The following is a 16,216-nucleotide window of genomic DNA, read 5'->3' as shown; positions in this document are numbered from 1 at the left end:
GCCCTTCGGTGGCAGGGGGTCAGGGGGTGCCCGGCCCGCTCCCGTTCTGCGCCGTGTCCTGCCCGCTCCCGCGCTCCGCGGCGAAGTGACACGCCGAGTCGTGCACCGCAGCGCCGTTCAGCCAGCCCGGCGCGGCCAGCAGCGGCACCTCCACCGAGCACCGCTCCTGCGCCTTCCAGCAGCGGGTGCGGAACCGGCACCCCGAGGGCGGGTTGGCCGGCGAGGGTACGTCCCCGGTGAGCACGATCCGGTCCCGGCTCTCGCGCGCCGTCGGGTCCGGCACCGGCACCGCCGACAGCAGCGCCTGGGTGTACGGGTGGGTCGCGTGGTCGTAGATCTCCAGGTCGCTGCCGAGCTCGACCATCTTCCCCAGGTACATCACCCCCACCCGGTCCGAGATGTGCCGGACGATGGAGAGGTCGTGGGCGATGAACATGTACGAGAGGTTGAACTCGCCCTGCAGCTGCTCCAGCAGGTTGATCACCTGCGCCTGGACGGACACGTCCAGCGCGGAGACCGGCTCGTCGCAGATGATGATCTCCGGCTTGAGCGCCAACCCCCGTGCGATGCCGATGCGCTGGCGCTGGCCGCCGGAGAACTGGTGCGGGTACCGGTTGATGTACTCCGGGTTGAGCCCGACCACGTCCAGCAGGTCCTGGACGGCCTTGCGGCGGTCGCCCTTGGGCGCCACCTCGGGGTGGATCTCGAACGGCTCACCGATGATGTCGCCGACCGTCATCCGCGGGTTCAGCGAGGTGTACGGGTCCTGGAACACCATCTGGATGTTGCGCCGGACGGCCTTCAACCCGGCCCCGGAGAGCCGGGAGATCTCCTCGCCCTTGTAGCGGACGGACCCTCCGGTGGCCGGCTCCAGGTTCATCAGCACCTTGGCCAGCGTGGACTTGCCGCAGCCGGACTCGCCGACGATGCCGAGCGTCTCGCCCTGCATCAGGTCGAAGCTGACCCCGTCCACCGCCTTGACCGCGCCGACCTGCTTCCTGAACAGCACGCCCTTGGTCAGCGGGAAGTGCTTGACCAGGTCCCGGACCTCCAGGATCGGCTCGCCGCGCGGCACCGGCTGCTCGAAGGCGACCTCCTCCGGCACCGCCACGCCCATCGCGCTGGCCCCGTTAACGGCCATGGAGGGTCTCCTTCCAGAAGAAGCAGGCGCTGCCGCGGCCCTCCAGCGGGGTGCCGTCCTCCTCGGTGACCGGGAACAGCTCCGGCACCTCGGCCCGGCAGACGTCCTGCGCCCGCGGGCAGCGGGGGTTGAAGGCGCAGCCCGGGGGGATCCGCAGCAGGTTGGGCGGCAGGCCCTTGATGGCGTAGAGCTCGTGGCCCTTCTGGTCCAGCCGGGGGATGGAGTCCAGCAGGCCGCGGGTGTACGGGTGCGCGGGCCGGGCGTACAGCTCGTGCACGGGGGCGGTCTCGACGATCCGGCCCGCGTACATCACGGCGATCTTGTCCGCGACGTCGGCAACCACGCCCAGGTCGTGGGTGATCAGGATGAGCCCCATGTGGAACTCGGCCTGGAGCTCCGCCAGCAGGTCCATCACCTGGGCCTGGACGGTGACGTCCAGCGCGGTGGTGGGCTCGTCGGCGATGATCAGGTCCGGCTCCAGCGCCAGCGCCATGGCGATCATGATGCGCTGGCGCATGCCGCCGGAGAACTGGTGCGGGTAGTCGTTCACCCGCTGCTTGGCCGCCGGGATGCGCACCCGCTCCATCAGCTCGACGGCCTTGGCCTTCGCCTCGGCCCGGGAGACGCCCTGGTGCGCCCGGAACATCTCGCCGAGCTGGTAGCCCACGCTGAGCACCGGGTTGAGGGCGGACAGCGCGTCCTGGAAGATCATCGCGATCTTCCGGCCGCGGATCCTGCGCCGCTCCTCCTTGCCCATCGTCAACATGTCCTGGCCGCGGAAGCGGATCTCCCCGCGCGGGATCCGGGCCGGCGGCATGTCCAGGATGCCCATGATCGCCTGGGCGGTCACCGACTTCCCGGAGCCGGACTCGCCCAGCACCGCCAGCGTCTCCCCGGCCCGGACGCTGTAGTTGACCCCGTTGACGGCCTTGGCGACGCCGTCCCGGGTGACGAACTCGACGTGCAGGTCCCGCACGTCGAGCAGCGGCCCCTCGTAGGGCGTCTGCCGTTCCTGCCCGGTGGCGTCCACAGCTGTACTCACGATGCGCTCCCCTCGCTCAGCGAAGCTTCGGGTCGAGGGCGTCGCGCACCGCGTCGCCCAGCATGATGAAGGCCAGCACGGTGACGGAGAGCGCCGCGGCCGGGAAGAACAGCACGTACGGCGCCGTGCGGATCACCTTCTGGGCGGAGGAGATGTCGATGCCCCAGGAGATGGTCGGGTCCTGGAGGCCGATGCCGAGGAAGCTCAGCGTGGCCTCGGCCGCGATGTAGCCGCCGAGCGCGATGGTGGCGACCACGATCACCGGGGCGATCGCGTTCGGCAGGATGTGCCGGAACATCAGCCGCCCCGTCCCGGCGCCGAGCGCCCGGCCGGCCACCACGTAGTCGGCCTGTTTGACGGTCAGCACCGCGCCGCGCATGACGCGGGCGATCTGGGTCCAGCCGAGCACGCCGAGGGCGATGACCACGCTCCAGACCGTGCGGGTGGCGAAGGCGTTCAGCAGCACCAGGGCGCCGAGCAGCAGCGGGATGCCGAAGAAGATGTCGATGATCCGGGAGATCACCGCGTCCACGGCGCCGCCGAAGTACCCGGCGACCATGCCGGTCAGCCCGCCGAGCACGGTGACCGCGGCGGTCACGAAGATGCCGACGGTGATCGAGGCGCGGGCGCCGTAGATGACCCGGGCGAAGATGGAGCGGCCCTGGGCGTCGTAGCCGAACCAGCCGGTGCCGAAGACGTCGCCCCAGGCGGGCCGGCGCAGGTAGTCGTTCACCAGGTCGGCCTTGCGCGGGTCGGCGTCGGTGAAGGCGTACGGGAAGACCGCCATCACCACCAGCAGCAGGATCAGCACCGCGGAGATCAGGAAGATCGGCCGCCGGCGCAGGTCCCGCCAGGCGTCGCCCCAGAGGCTGCGGGCTTCCTCCCGCTTCTCCACGTCGGGTTCGACCAGGGTCTCCTGCTCGACCGCCATGCCCTGCTCGCCCGCGTAGTCCAGGCGTGCGACGCCGGGCTTGGGGTGCGGCTTGGGCGAGTCCTCGTCGTGGATGTCAGGCATAGCGGATCCTCGGGTCCAGGACCGCGTAGAGCAGGTCGACGAGCAGGCTGGCGACCAGGTAGACGATCACCAGGACGGTCACGATGCCGACCACGGTGGGCCCTTCCTTCGTGTTGATCGCCCGGTACAGGACGTTGCCGATGCCCTGCACGTTGAAGATGCCCTCGGTGACGATCGCGCCGCCCATCAGGGCGCCCAGGTCGGTGCCGAGGAAGGTGACCACCGGGATCAGCGAGTTGCGCAGCAGGTGGCGCAGGATGATGGTGCGCCGGGGCAGGCCCTTGGCGACGGCGGTGCGCATGTAGTCGGCCCGCAGGTTCTCGCCGATCGAGGTCCGGGTCAGCCGGGCCACGTAGGCGAGCGAGAGCGAGCCCAGCACCACGGCGGGCAGGACGAGTTGGGAGAGGTCGTAGCTGTCCTGCACGGTCGGGGTGACCCAGCCCAGATTGGTGGCGAAGATCGTCTGCGCGATATACGCCAGCACGAAGACCGGGATCGAGATCACCACCAGGGTCAGCACCAGCACCAGGGTGTCCGCGATGCTGCCGCGCCACAGTCCGGAGACCAGGCCGAGGGCGAGGCCGAGGACCAGCTCGAACACGAAGGCCAGCAGCGCGAGCCGGATGGTGACCGGGAAGGCCCCGGCCATGATGTCGGAGACCGGGCGGCCGGTGAAGCTGGTGCCGAAGTCGCCCTGGAACAGGTTCGCCATGTAGTGCAGGTACTGCTTCCAGACCGGTTGGTCGAGGAAGTACTTGTGCTTGATGCTGGCCACCACGGCCGGGTCGGCCGCCTTCTCCCCGAACAGCGCCGTCACCGGGTCTCCGGGCAGCGTGTAGACCATCAGGAAGATCAGCAGCGTGGTGCCGAAGAACACCGGGATCATCTGCAGCACCCGCCGCAGCACGTAACTGCCCATCCGAGCCTCCTTCCAGGGCGTGACCCGGCCGGGGGCGACCGGCCGGGAGGACCGGGCCCCGCCCTCCGTGCGGGGAGGGCGGGGCCGCGTGGGGGGCGGGTCAGCCCTTGACCTCGACCTGGGTCCAGGCCGGGTTGCCGAAGGAGTCGAACTTCACGTTCTGCACCTTGTTCGAGTAGCCCGAGTTGGTGCGGTAGTACCAGAGCGGGATGGCCGGCATGCCGCTCGGCAGCACCGCCTCGGCCCGCTGGTAGCCGGTCACCGTGTCGGCGACGCTGGCGGCCTCGTCGGCCTTGGTGGCGGCGTCGTCGAACTGCGGGTTGCTGTAGCCGAAGTCGTTGGAGGCCGCGCCGGTGCGGTAGACGTCGGAGAGGAAGTTGGCGTTCAGCGGGTAGTCCTGCACCCAGCCGGTGCGGAAGGCGCCGTTGAGCTGGTGGGCGGTGATCGCCGCGCGGGCGGTCTTGAAGTCGGGCTTCGGGTCGCCCAGGCAGTCCACGCCGGTGCTCTGCCGGATCGAGTTGCAGACGGCGTCGACCCACTCCTTGTGGCCGCCGTCCGCGTTGTAGGTGATCAGCAGCTTGTTGCCGGGGACGCCGCCGCCCTCCTGGATCAGCTGCTTGGCCTTGGCCGCGTCGAACTTGCAGAAGTCGCCGCAGGCGCCGTCCTTGTAGCCCTCGACGCCCTCGGCGACCCAGGCGGTGGCGGGCTTGCGGGAGCCCTGGAGCACCGTCTTGGTGATGATGTCCCGGTCGATCGCCATCGACAGGCCCTGGCGCACCTTCGCCTTGTCCGGCGAGGACCAGTCGGCCTGGTAGAGCGTGAAGCCGATGTTCTGGATCGCGCCCTGCGGGGCGTCGACGGCCCGGTCGCCGAGGTCGTTCTTGTAGTTCGCCAGCGCCGACGGCGGCACCTGGTCCATCACGTCGAGGTTGCTGGACTGGAGGTCCGCGTAGGCGGCCTCGGACGTGGTGTACATCTTGAAGACGATGCCGCCGTTCTTCGGCTTGTCCACGCCCTGGTAGTCCGGGAAGGTCTTGGTGACCACCTCGGTGTTGTGCGACCAGCTGACGAACTGGTACGGGCCGTTGCCCACCGGCTTCTGCCCGTACCCGGCCGGGTCCTTGAAGAAGGCGTCCGGCAGCGGCGAGAAGGCGATGTAGCCGAGCTTGTACTCGAAGTACGAGACCTTGTGGCTGAGCTTGACGGTGAAGTGCAGGTCGTCGGTGACGGTCAGGCCGGACATCTTGTCCGTGGTCGCCTTGCCGGTGGCCGGGTGGACGTCCTGGTAGCCCTCGATGTCGGAGAACCAGGAGCTGTTGATCTGGGCGTTGGCCGGGTTGGCGCCCCAGTTCCAGGCGTCCACGAAGTTCTTGGCGTGCACCGGGGTGCCGTCGTGGAACTTCCAGCCGTCCTTCAGGGTGATGGTGAAGGTCTGCGAGTCACTGGTGTCGATCTTGTCCGCGACCTGCATCCGGATCTTGGCGTTGCTGGGGTCGTAGTCGACCAGCCCCTTGAACAGGTTCTGGATGATGCGACCGCCGCCCACCTCGTTGGCGTTGGCGGGCTGCAGTGGGTTCTGCGGCTCATTGCTCTGGTAGCTGAACGTCTTGCCGGCGTCCGACGAGCCGTTGCCACCGCCTCCCCCGCTGCTGCCGCACCCGGTGGCCACCAGGACCACGGACGTCGCAGCGGCGAGGACCAGGCGAGCACGGGCGGCTACGGGCATGGAGGTCCCTCCTCAAGGGGTGTGTGTCGCATCACACCCCATGAGAAGCGCGCCCCGGCGACGGCGCGAGCCGGGTGCACCCGGACGGGTGCCGTGACCCCCCTGCCGAGTTGACGCGGCGCCGGGTCCTCCCGGCGCCCGGAACGCCGGAAGGGCCCGCGGCCGGAGCCGCGGACCCTTCCTGGTGCGTACGGGACGTCAGGCCGCGGCCGACTCCCGGACCTCGGCGAAGTGGCAGGCCGACTCGTGGGCGGCCGGGCCCTCCAGCGTGGTCGGGATCGCCAGCAGCGGGATCTCCTCGGCGCAGCGCTCCTCCGCCTTCCAGCAGCGGGTGCGGAAGCGGCAGCCGGACGGCGGGTTGGCCGGCGAGGGGATGTCCCCGGTGAGGATGATCCGCTCGCGGGACTCGCGCGCCGTCGGGTCCGGCACCGGCACGGCCGACAGCAGCGCCTGGGTGTACGGGTGGGTGGCGTTCTCGTAGATCTGCTCGTCGGAGCCGATCTCGACCATCTTGCCCAGGTACATCACGCCGACGCGGTCGGAGATGTGCCGGACGATGGAGAGGTCGTGCGCGATGAACATGTACGACAGGCCGAACTCGCCCTGCAGCTGCTCCAGCAGGTTGATCACCTGCGCCTGGACGGACACGTCCAGGGCCGAGACCGGCTCGTCGCAGATGATGATCTCCGGCTTGAGCGCGAGGCCGCGGGCGATGCCGATGCGCTGGCGCTGGCCGCCGGAGAACTGGTGCGGGTACCGGTTGATGTACTCCGGGTTCAGACCCACGACGTCCAGCAGGTCCTGGACGGCCTTGCGGCGGTCGCCCTTGGGCGCCACCTCGGGGTGGATCTCGAACGGCTCACCGATGATGTCGCCGACCGTCATGCGCGGGTTCAGCGAGGTGTACGGGTCCTGGAACACCATCTGGATGTTGCGTCGGACGGCCTTGAGGGCCGCGCCGCTCAGGGTGGAGATGTCCTCGCCCTTGAACAGCACCTGACCGGAGGTGGCCCGCTCCAGGTTCATCAGCACCTTGGCCAGCGTGGACTTGCCACAGCCGGACTCGCCGACGATGCCGAGCGTCTCGCCCTTCTTGAGCTCGAAGCTGATGCCGTCGACGGCCTTGACCGCGCCGACCTGCTTCTTGAACAGGACGCCCTGGGTCAGCGGGTAGTGCTTGACCAGGTCCTTGACCTCCAGGATGTTCTCAGCCATGGAGGGTCTCCTTCCAGAGGTGGCACGCGCTGCGGCGGCCGGTGATCTCCGTGCCGTCCTCGTCGGTCACGTGGTGCAGCAGCGGGACCTCCGTGCGGCACAGGTCGGTGGCGACGTCGCAGCGGGGGTTGAACGCGCAGCCGGCCGGAACCTTGAGCAGGTTCGGGGGCAGGCCCTTGATCGCGTACAGCTCCTGGCCCTTCTGGTCCAGGCGCGGGATCGAGCGCAGCAGGCCCTTGGTGTACGGGTGCGCGGGGTTCGCGTACAGCTCGTGCACCGGGGCGGTCTCGACGATCCGGCCCGCGTACATCACGGCGATCTTGTCCGCGACGTCGGCGACCACGCCGAGGTCGTGGGTGATCAGGATCAGGCCCATGTTGTACTCGGCCTGGAGCTCCGCCAGCAGGTCCATCACCTGGGCCTGGACGGTGACGTCCAGGGCGGTGGTGGGCTCGTCGGCGATGATCAGGTCGGGCTGCATCGACAGCGCCATGGCGATCATGATGCGCTGGCGCATGCCGCCGGAGAACTGGTGCGGGTAGTCGTTCACCCGCTGCTTGGCGGCGGGGATGCGCACCCGGTCCATCAGCTCGATGGCCTTGGCCTTGGCCTCGGACTTGGAGGCACCCTGGTGCACCCGGAACATCTCGCCGAGCTGGTAGCCCACGCTGAGCACGGGGTTGAGCGCCGAGAGCGCGTCCTGGAAGATCATCGCGATCTTCTGGCCGCGGATCTTGCGCCGCTCCTCGTTGCTCATCTTGAGCATGTCCCGGCCGCGGAACAGGATCTCGCCCTGGGTCACCTTGCCCGGGGGCATGTCCAGGATGCCCATGATGGTCTGGGCCGTCACGGACTTGCCGGAGCCGGACTCGCCGAGGACGGCGAGGGTCTCGCCGGCCGCGACGGAGTAGTTGACGCCGTTGACGGCCTTGGCGACGCCGTCCCGGGTGTGGAACTCCACGTGGAGGTCCTTGACCTCCAGGAGCGGGGTTCCGACTTCGAGACGATCGCTCTTCTGGTTGTTCTCGATCACGGTGGTCATCGGGTCGTCACCTCTTCTCTCAGCGGAGCTTCGGGTCGAGGGCGTCGCGCACCGCGTCGCCGAGCATGATGAAGGCCAGCACGGTGAGGCTCAGCATGCCTGCCGGGAAGAACAGCGCGAACGGCGCCGTACGGATCAGCTTCTGGGCCGACGAGATGTCGATGCCCCAGGAGATGGTCGGGTCCTGCAGACCGATGCCCAGGAAGCTCAGCGTCGCCTCCAGGGCGATGTAGCCGCCGAGGGAGATGGTGGCGACCACGATCACCGGGGCGATCGCGTTCGGCAGGATGTGCCGGAACATGATCCGGCTGGTGCTGGCGCCGAGCGCCTTGGCCGCCGTCACGAAGTCCGACTGCTTGACCGTGATCACCGAACCGCGCATGACACGGGTCATCTGGGTCCAGCCCAGGGCGATCAGGGCGAAGACCACGCTCCAGATGGTGCGCGTGGGAAAGGCGTTCAGGATCACCAGGGCGCCGAGCAGCAGCGGGATGCCGAAGAAGATGTCGGTGATGCGGGAGATGATCGTGTCGACCCAGCCGCCGAAGTAGCCGGCGACCATGCCGGCGATGCCGCCGAGGACGGTCGTACCGAGGGTCACGCAGATGCCGACCACGACCGAGGCGCGGGCGCCGTAGATGATGCGGGCGTAGATGCTGCGGCCCTGGCCGTCGTAGCCGAACCAGTCACCCTCGAAGAAGTGGTCGTAGACCGGCGGGGTGTGGAAGTGGTTGCGCAGGTCGCCGGCGCGCGGGTCCACCGAGGTGAACAGCCCGGGGGCGATCGCGATCACGATCAGCAGCAGGATCAGCAGCGCGGAGATCACGAAGATCGGCTTGCGCCGGAGGTCGTGCCAGGCGTCGGAGCCGAGGCTGCGCGCCTTCTCCGGCTTGGCGGCCGCCGCGACGGTGGTCTGGGCCGGGATCTTCCCGGTCGTCTTCTTCTCGGTCAGGTCAGGCATACCGGATCCTCGGGTCCAGGACCGCGTAAAGCAGGTCGACGATCAGGCCGGCGGCCAGGTAGACGATCACCAGGAAGGCCACGAAGCCGGAGACGGTCGCGCCCTCCTTCATGTTGATCGCTTGGTAGAGCGCGTGGCCGACACCCTGGACGTTGAAGATGCCCTCGGTGACGATCGCGCCGCCCATCAGGGCGCCGAGGTCGGTGCCGAGGAAGGTGACCACCGGGATCAGCGAGTTGCGCAGCAGGTGGGTGCCGATGACCTTCCGGCGCGGCAGGCCCTTGGCCACCGCGGTGCGGACGTAGTCGGCCTTGATGTTCTCGGCGATGGAGGTACGGGTGAGGCGCGCGACGTAGGCCAGCGACAGCGAGCCGAGCACGACGGCCGGCAGCACCAGCTGGGTGATGTCGTCGCTGTGCTGGACGGTCGGCGTGACCCACTTGAGGTTGATGCCGAAGATCGTCTGGAACAGGAAGCCCAGCACGGGGACCGGGATCGAGATCAGCAGCAGGGTGAAGACCAGCGCACCCTTGTCGAAGATCTTGCCGCGGCGCAGGCCCGCGATCAGGCCGATGCCGATGCCGACCACGATCTCGATGGCGAACGCGAACAGCGCCAGCCGGACCGTGACCGGCAGTGCCTCGGTGATCTTGTCGAGCACCGGACGTCCGTCCAGTGCCGTGCCGAAGTCGCCGGTGAGCAGGCCCCCCATGTAGGAGAGGTACTGCTGGACCAGCGGCTGGTCCAGGTGCTGCTGGTGCTTCAGGGCTGCGAGCTGCACCGGGTCCGGCGCCTTGTCGCCCCACAGTGCTGCCAGCGGGTCACCGGGCAGCAAGTGCACCATGAAAAAGATGAGTGCGGTCGTTCCGAGGAACACCGGAATCATCTGGAGCAGTCGCCTCGCGACAAAGCGCCCCATCGTGCCTCCATGTATGGCTCTGCCGGGCCCGTCAACCCGGCAAGAGATAAGTCGGCGTGCCAACGGCCGGTGCCAGTCCTCGCCCTTGTGGGGATGGGACGGGCACCGGCCGTTGTCACCGGGTCAGGCGGTGCCGACCGATTACTTCTTCTTCTTGACCTCGACGTCGGTGTAGACCGGGTCGCCGAAGGAGTTGAACTTCACGTTCTGGACGTTGTTCGAGTAGCCCGAGTTGGTCTTGTAGTACCAGAGCGGGATCGCCGGCATGTCCTTGGCCAGAACGGCCTCGGCCTGCTGGTAGAGCTCGGCGGTCTTCTCGACCGTGGTGGCCGCGTCGGCCTGCTTCGCCAGGTTGTCGAACTCCGGGCTGGAGTAGCCGGCGTCGTTCGCGGCGGCACCGGTGCCGTAGACGTCCCGCAGGAAGTTGGCGTTCAGCGGGTAGTCCTGCACCCAGCCGGTCCGCATCATGCTCTGGACCTGCTTCTTGGTGACGATGTCACGCGAGGTCTTGAAGTCCGGCTTCGGGTCACCGAGGCACTCGACGCCGGTCGCCTGGCGGATCGAGTTGCAGACCGCGTCCACCCACTCCTTGTGGCCACCATCGGAGTTGTACAGGATGGTGATCTTGCCGCCGGGGACGCCACCGTTGTCGGTGATGAGCTGCTTGGCCTTGGCCGGGTCGTACTTGCAGGCGTCGCCGCAGACGCCGGCCTTGTAGCCCATGACGCCCGGCGCCACGAACGAGTCGGCGGGCTGACGGCTGTTGTTCAGCACCGTCTTGGTGATGGTGTCGCGGTCGATCGCCATCGACAGGCCCTGGCGCACCTTGGCGGCCTTGTCCTTGTCCATGGAGGACCAGTCCGCGTTGTACAGCGCGAAGGAGATGTTCTGGATCGCGCCCTGGGCCTGGTCGATCGCGCGCTTGCCCAGGTCGTCCTTGTACTTGGGCAGGTCGGTCGAGTCGACCTGGTCCAGCACGTCCAGCGTGTCGGACATCAGGTCCTTGTACGCGGCCTCGGGCGAGGTGTAGCTGCGGAAGACGATCCCGCCGTTCTTCGCCTTGTTGGTGCCGGTGTACTTGTCGTAGGCCTTGAGCGTGATGGCCTTGTTGTGCTCCCACGACACGAACTGGTACGGGCCGTTGCCGACCGGCTTCTCGCCGAAGCCCTTCGGGTCCGCGAAGAACCCGGTGGGGAGCGGGAAGAAGGCCGAGTAGCCGAGCTTGTACGTGAAGTACGAGACGGGCTGGGCCAGTTCGATGGTGAAGTGGGTGTCGTCGACGACCTTGAGGCCGGCCATCTCCTTGGCGGTCGGGTCGCCCTTGTCCGGGTGGACGGCGTCGTAGCCGACGATGTCCGAGAACCAGTCGGAGTTGATCTGGTTGTTGGCCGGGTTGGCGGACCAGTTCCAGGAGTCCACGAAGGACTTGGAGGTGACCGGGGTGCCGTCGTGGAAGGTCCAGCCGGACTTCAGCGTGACGGTGTAGTTCTTGGCGTCGGTGGTCTCGATCTTGTCGGCCACCTGGTTGCGAAGAGCACCGGTCGCGGGGTCGTAGTCGACGAGGCCCGTGAACAGCTGCTTGACGATACGGCCGCCCTGGTTCTCCATGGCGTTGGCCGGCTGCAGCGGACGCTGCGGCTCCGCGCTCTGGAAGCTGAACGTGCCCGAGGGGTCGACCGCGGCGCTGTCCGAGCTCCCGGAGGTGTCGCTGCTGCCGCTGCTGCTACAAGCAGTCGCGGCGAGCGCGACAGCAACAGCTGCGACAACCCACTTGGCCTGGCTCACACCACGCATCGGTGTGCCTCCTGAATTCGACGTTTGCGACGAGGAGGGCAACGCGGAACGGTGATCACCGGACCCGCAATGCCGTCCGCGCTCGTGGTTTCGGCGCGCACCCCTGCGCGTTCACCCTTGACCCGAGCCTGACTGCACCCACTATCCGTCACGCACGGACACGAAAGTGACCAGTGACGATCTCAATTAGGTCACATGAACAGTCGGTAAGTTTCGAAAACCGGACATATGAGACATAGCCAGACAGGCACCAAACGGACAGTCGTCACGGATGACGAACTGTCACGTTCGCTCAGCGGACACCTGGGTGTGATGAGCGCTATTCCGTTAATAGCGGCCCCGACAACTTGGAGTAGTTGAAAAAGTTCGCCCCCCTCTCCATCGGAAAGGGGGGCGAAGCATTCCGGCCAAAGGCCGCTCAGGCCGTCCGGATCACGCCTTCTTGGCGCGCGAGGCGCTACGTCCGCGGTCCTTCTGGTCCAGCACGACCTTACGGATGCGAACCGTCTCCGGGGTCACCTCGATGCACTCGTCCTCGCGGCAGAACTCCAGCGACTGCTCCAGCGAGAGCTTGCGCGGCGGCACCAGGTTCTCGGTGGTGTCGGAGGAGGCCGCACGCATGTTGGTGAGCTTCTTCTCCTTGGTGATGTTGATGTCCATGTCGTCCTGGCGCGAGTTCTCGCCGACGATCATGCCCTCGTACACCTCGGTGGTGGGCTCGACGAACAGCGTGCCGCGCTCCTGGATGCCCATCATCGCGAACGGCGTCACGACGCCCGCGCGGTCCGCCACCAGCGAACCGTTGTTGCGCATCCGCAGCTCGCCGAACCACGGCTCGTGGCCCTCGAAGATGCTGTGCGCGATACCCGTGCCGCGGGTGTCGGTCAGGAACTGGGTCCGGAAGCCGATCAGGCCGCGCGACGGGACGATGAACTCCATGCGGACCCAGCCGGAGCCGTGGTTCGTCATGGTCTCCATGCGGCCCTTGCGGGTCGCCATCAGCTGGGTGATCGCGCCGAGGTACTCCTCGGGGCTGTCGATGGTCATCCGCTCGACCGGCTCGTGGGTCTTGCCGTTGATGACCTTGGTGACGACCTGCGGCTTGCCGACGGTCAGCTCGAACAGCTCCCGGCGCATGGTCTCGACGAGGATGGCCAGCGCCAGCTCGCCACGGCCCTGGACCTCCCAGGCGTCCGGACGCTCGGTCGGCAGCACGCGGAGCGAGACGTTACCGATCAGCTCGCGGTCCAGGCGGTCCTTCACCATGCGGGCGGTGACCTTGTGGCCCTTGCCGCCCTTGCCGACCAGCGGCGAGGTGTTGGTGCCGATGACCATCGAGATGGCCGGCTCGTCCACCGTGATGAGCGGCAGCGCGACCGGGTTCTCCAGGTCGGCCAGGGTCTCACCGATCATGATCTCCGGGATGCCCGCGACGGCGCAGATGTCGCCGGGGCCGGCCACCTCGGCCGGCTTGCGGGTGAGCGCCTCGGTCATCAGCAGCTCGGTGATCTTGACCTGCTGGACCGAGCCGTCACGCTTCATCCACGCGACCTGCTGGCCCTTGCGCAGCTCGCCCTGCTCGACGCGGCAGAGCGCGATACGGCCGAGGAAGTTGTCGGCGTCCAGGTTGGTGACGTGCGCCTGGAGCGGTGCCTCCTCGTCGTAGGTCGGGGCCGGGACGTGCGCCAGGATGGTGGAGAAGAAGGGCTCCAGCGAGTCGCTGTCGGCCGGCACGGTGCCGTTCTCCGGCTTGGTCATCGAGGCGACGCCGTCACGCGCACAGGCGTAGACGATCGGGAACTCGATCTGGTCCTCGGTGGCGTCGAGGTCCAGGAACAGGTCGTAGGTCTCGTTGATGACCTCGTCGATCCGGGAGTCCGCACGGTCGGTCTTGTTGATGCACAGGATGACCGGCAGCTTGGCCGTCAGCGCCTTGCGCAGCACGAAGCGGGTCTGCGGCAGCGGACCCTCGGAGGCGTCGACCAGCAGCACGACCGCGTCGACCATCGACAGGCCGCGCTCGACCTCGCCACCGAAGTCGGCGTGGCCCGGGGTGTCGATGATGTTGATCGTGACCGGCGCTCCACCCTCCTTGGGGTGGTACTTGACGGCGGTGTTCTTCGCGAGAATGGTGATGCCCTTCTCGCGCTCCAGGTCGTTCGAGTCCATCATGCGGTCATCGAGGTGCTGGTGGGCCGCGAAGGCGCCGGCCTGCTTGAGCATGGCGTCGACCAGCGTGGTCTTGCCGTGGTCGACGTGGGCGACGATGGCGACGTTACGGATGTCGTTGCGCGTGGGCATGCCTTGCGGATTCTCCCGGAATCGTGGGTTACGGCGGGCCCGGCCGCGAGACGCGCACCGGCGGCCCTTCGGCCGCGCCACCCGTTCCGCCTGCTACTACCGGTCCACCCGCCGGGCATCTGGACATGCCTCGGCTTTTCCCTATGGTACGGGGAACCTTCCAAGGCGGCAGAAACGAGCAGGTCGGGCGGGATCAAGATCACAGACGAGTCACGTCCCCGTCACCCCGCGGTCGCCTTCCGACACTCCCCCGTTCGCGCTCCGGTGGCCCGGCCCGCCCGGCCCCGCTACCGGCTCCGGCCCACGTCCTGGAAGCGCGGCCAGCCGAAGCCGAAGGCCCCCGCCCCGGCCACGCCGGTCCGCACCCCCACCAGCTCCGGCCGCTGGTAGAGCGGGACGGAGTGCCCGAGCTGCCAGATCCGGACGTCCGCCTCCTGCAACAGGTCCAGCCGGGCCGCCGGGTCGAGTTCGGCGGCCGCCCGGTCGAACAGCCGGTCGATCTCCTCGGTGCCGCTGCGGCCGTAGTTGCCGCCGGACTCGAGCGCGCCGTCGGCGTCCGGCCGGGGCTTGGCGTACGCGGCGCGCTGCTCCACGGCCGGGCTGGGGCCGACCGGCCAGGAGAACAGCGCGAGGTCGTAGTCGCCGTCGGCCAGCTGCTCCGGGACGAAGGTGTCGGCGGGCGCGGTCAGCGTCCTCACCCCGATGCCGTACCCGTCGAGGTCCGCGGTGAGCGCGTCGGCGGTGCGCCGGGCGGTCGCGGAGCCGGCCGGGACGAGCAGGGTGAGCACGAGCTCCTTGCCGTCCTTGGTCCGGGTGCTCCCGTTCAACAGCTTCCAGCCGGCCTCGTCCAGCAGCGTCGCGGCGTCGGCCGGTCCGATCGCGGCGCTGTCGTCCCGGTAGCCCTCCTGGTCGCCGGCGAGCAGGTGGCTGCCGAGCGGGGCGCCGGGCAGGCCGAGCGGGGCCAGCGCGGCCTCGGCGACCGACCGCCGGTCCACCGCCCGGGCCACCGCCCGCCGCAGGGCCGGGTCGCCGAGCGGGCCGCGGGTGGCGTTGAGGGTGAGCTGGGTGAGCGAGGGGGCGGCCGCCCGGTGCACGGTGACCCCGGGCAGCGACTCGGCCCGCCGCAGCGCCGACGCCGCCGCCTCGGGCACCGCTTCGGGCGCCGCCTCGGGCGGGGCGGCGGCCGCGGAGCCGCCCTTGGACGGGGCCGGGGAGGACGGCGCGGGCGACGGCGGTGCGGGCGACGGCGCGGGCGGCGGCACCGCCCGGTCCACCGCGGCGGTGAGCGGGGCGACGTCCAGCCGGCCCTGGTCCAGCGCGTCCAGCCGCCGCTCGGGCGGCGTGGCCAGGAAGTCGATCCGGTCGGTCTTCGGCCGGTCCCCCCACCAGAGCGGGTTGCGCTCCACGGTGACCCGTCCGCCGTCCTCGTCGTACCGGGTGAGCGCGTACGGCCCGGCGCTCAGGTGGCCGGTGCCGGTCAGCGCCCGGTTGAAGGCGGCCGGCGTGGCCGTCTCGGCGGCCGGGTAGAGCGGCCCGAACAGGGCCCGCCACTCGGCGTACGGCCGCCGGAAGGTCACCTTGACCTCGTGCGGGTCGGCGCCCTCGGCGACCGAGTCGACGGCCTCGTACCCGGCCGCCGGCCCGCCCCGGTAGGCCGGGTCCAGGCCGGACAGGGCGGCCCGCTGGGCACCGAGGTCGGCGGCCGACAGCGGGGTGCCGTCGGTCCAGACGGCGTGCGGGTTGAGCCGGTAGGTGACCACCTGCGGCTGCTGCCCGGGCGGGGTGGACTCGGCGCCCACCAGGTAGTCCGGGTCCGGGACGAGCCGCCCTCGCTCGTCGGGCCGGAACAGCGAGGGGTACAGCGCGTGCGCGAGCAGCGCCGAGTCGGCGCCGGCCCCGCGCTGGTAGACGTTGAGCGTGGCCGGGACGCCGTCCAGCGCCCAGCTGAGCGTGCCGCCGTCCCGGACGGCGCCGCGCTCGGCGGCGCGGACGTCCCCGGTGGTGGCGGTGGGCTCGGCCCGGGCCGGTGCGGGCGAGGGGCCGCGGCCCCGGTCGTCGGAGCAGCCGCCGAGCCCGGCGGCGAGCAGCAGTGCGGCGGCTGCGGCGGTGAGCTGGCGGACGCGCATGGCGGCCATCGAACG

Annotated in this window: 12 protein-coding genes; all 12 read right to left on the bottom strand. The window is 69.2% G+C overall.

Features of this window, described 5'->3' with window-relative positions:
• Positions 1 to 19 precede the first annotated feature (19 nt).
• Entirely contained in the window at positions 20 to 1,141 is a 1,122-nt protein-coding gene (locus tag ACFC1T_RS07330) for an ABC transporter ATP-binding protein (protein ID WP_375884724.1), read from the bottom strand.
• Positions 1,131 to 2,183, bottom strand: a complete 1,053-nt coding sequence (locus tag ACFC1T_RS07325) for an ABC transporter ATP-binding protein (RefSeq protein WP_375884723.1) — start codon at positions 2,181 to 2,183, stop codon at positions 1,131 to 1,133. Before ACFC1T_RS07325 ends, ACFC1T_RS07330 begins: the two co-directional genes overlap by 11 nt.
• Positions 2,184 to 2,199: 16 nt before the next feature.
• Positions 2,200 to 3,114 carry an ABC transporter permease gene (locus ACFC1T_RS07320; RefSeq protein WP_375884880.1) on the bottom strand — a complete coding sequence of 305 codons (915 nt, stop codon included), beginning with the start codon at positions 3,112 to 3,114 and terminating at the stop codon, positions 2,200 to 2,202.
• A 76-nt stretch (positions 3,115 to 3,190) separates the two neighbouring features.
• Positions 3,191 to 4,117, bottom strand: coding sequence for an ABC transporter permease (locus ACFC1T_RS07315; protein WP_375884720.1), 927 nt, complete (start codon positions 4,115 to 4,117; stop codon positions 3,191 to 3,193).
• A gap of 100 nt (positions 4,118 to 4,217) precedes the next feature.
• Positions 4,218 to 5,843: an ABC transporter substrate-binding protein gene (locus tag ACFC1T_RS07310; protein ID WP_375884717.1), complete on the bottom strand. Its 1,626-nt coding sequence runs from the start codon at positions 5,841 to 5,843 to the stop codon at positions 4,218 to 4,220.
• Positions 5,844 to 6,041: 198 nt separating this feature from the next.
• A complete protein-coding gene (locus ACFC1T_RS07305) occupies positions 6,042 to 7,058 on the bottom strand; it encodes an ABC transporter ATP-binding protein (RefSeq protein WP_375884716.1) in 1,017 nt (338 codons plus the stop codon).
• On the bottom strand, positions 7,051 to 8,100 hold the full coding sequence (locus tag ACFC1T_RS07300) for an ABC transporter ATP-binding protein (protein ID WP_375884713.1): 1,050 nt from the start codon (positions 8,098 to 8,100) through the stop codon (positions 7,051 to 7,053). The genes ACFC1T_RS07305 and ACFC1T_RS07300 overlap by 8 nt, the downstream gene beginning before the upstream one ends.
• 19 nt (positions 8,101 to 8,119) lie before the next feature.
• Positions 8,120 to 9,061 carry an ABC transporter permease gene (locus ACFC1T_RS07295; RefSeq protein WP_375884711.1) on the bottom strand — a complete coding sequence of 314 codons (942 nt, stop codon included), beginning with the start codon at positions 9,059 to 9,061 and terminating at the stop codon, positions 8,120 to 8,122.
• A complete protein-coding gene (locus ACFC1T_RS07290; RefSeq protein WP_375884708.1) occupies positions 9,054 to 9,980 on the bottom strand; it encodes an ABC transporter permease in 927 nt (308 codons plus the stop codon). Before ACFC1T_RS07290 ends, ACFC1T_RS07295 begins: the two co-directional genes overlap by 8 nt.
• Before the next feature lie 141 nt (positions 9,981 to 10,121).
• Positions 10,122 to 11,774: an ABC transporter substrate-binding protein gene (locus ACFC1T_RS07285; RefSeq protein ID WP_375884705.1), complete on the bottom strand. Its 1,653-nt coding sequence runs from the start codon at positions 11,772 to 11,774 to the stop codon at positions 10,122 to 10,124.
• Between the two features lie 432 nt (positions 11,775 to 12,206).
• The gene (gene typA / locus ACFC1T_RS07280) at positions 12,207 to 14,075 is read right to left on the bottom strand and encodes a translational GTPase TypA (protein WP_375884704.1); all 1,869 of its coding nucleotides are present in this window, start codon (positions 14,073 to 14,075) and stop codon (positions 12,207 to 12,209) included.
• 287 nt (positions 14,076 to 14,362) lie between these two features.
• Positions 14,363 to 16,201 (bottom strand): ABC transporter family substrate-binding protein, encoded by a 1,839-nt coding sequence (locus ACFC1T_RS07275; protein ID WP_375884701.1) that lies wholly within the window; start codon positions 16,199 to 16,201, stop codon positions 14,363 to 14,365.
• Between the last annotated feature and the right edge of the window lie 15 nt (positions 16,202 to 16,216).

The sequence above is a fragment of the Kitasatospora sp. NPDC056076 genome (genome assembly GCF_042266305.1).
GTDB lineage: Bacteria > Actinomycetota > Actinomycetes > Streptomycetales > Streptomycetaceae > Kitasatospora.
This window is presented reverse-complemented; position numbering and strand designations above follow the sequence as displayed.

Coding starts and splice junctions, on each gene's coding strand:
- ACFC1T_RS07330 (WP_375884724.1), bottom strand. CDS start 1,141: ATGGCCGTTAACGGGGCCAGCGCGATGGGCGTGGCGGTGCCGGAGGAG.
- ACFC1T_RS07320 (WP_375884880.1), bottom strand. CDS start 3,114: ATGGCGGTCGAGCAGGAGACCCTGGTCGAACCCGACGTGGAGAAGCGG.
- ACFC1T_RS07315 (WP_375884720.1), bottom strand. CDS start 4,117: ATGGGCAGTTACGTGCTGCGGCGGGTGCTGCAGATGATCCCGGTGTTC.
- ACFC1T_RS07310 (WP_375884717.1), bottom strand. CDS start 5,843: ATGCCCGTAGCCGCCCGTGCTCGCCTGGTCCTCGCCGCTGCGACGTCC.
- ACFC1T_RS07305 (WP_375884716.1), bottom strand. CDS start 7,058: ATGGCTGAGAACATCCTGGAGGTCAAGGACCTGGTCAAGCACTACCCG.
- ACFC1T_RS07300 (WP_375884713.1), bottom strand. CDS start 8,100: ATGACCACCGTGATCGAGAACAACCAGAAGAGCGATCGTCTCGAAGTC.
- ACFC1T_RS07295 (WP_375884711.1), bottom strand. CDS start 9,061: ATGCCTGACCTGACCGAGAAGAAGACGACCGGGAAGATCCCGGCCCAG.
- ACFC1T_RS07290 (WP_375884708.1), bottom strand. CDS start 9,980: ATGGGGCGCTTTGTCGCGAGGCGACTGCTCCAGATGATTCCGGTGTTC.
- ACFC1T_RS07285 (WP_375884705.1), bottom strand. CDS start 11,774: ATGCGTGGTGTGAGCCAGGCCAAGTGGGTTGTCGCAGCTGTTGCTGTC.
- typA (WP_375884704.1), bottom strand. CDS start 14,075: ATGCCCACGCGCAACGACATCCGTAACGTCGCCATCGTCGCCCACGTC.
- ACFC1T_RS07275 (WP_375884701.1), bottom strand. CDS start 16,201: ATGCGCGTCCGCCAGCTCACCGCCGCAGCCGCCGCACTGCTGCTCGCC.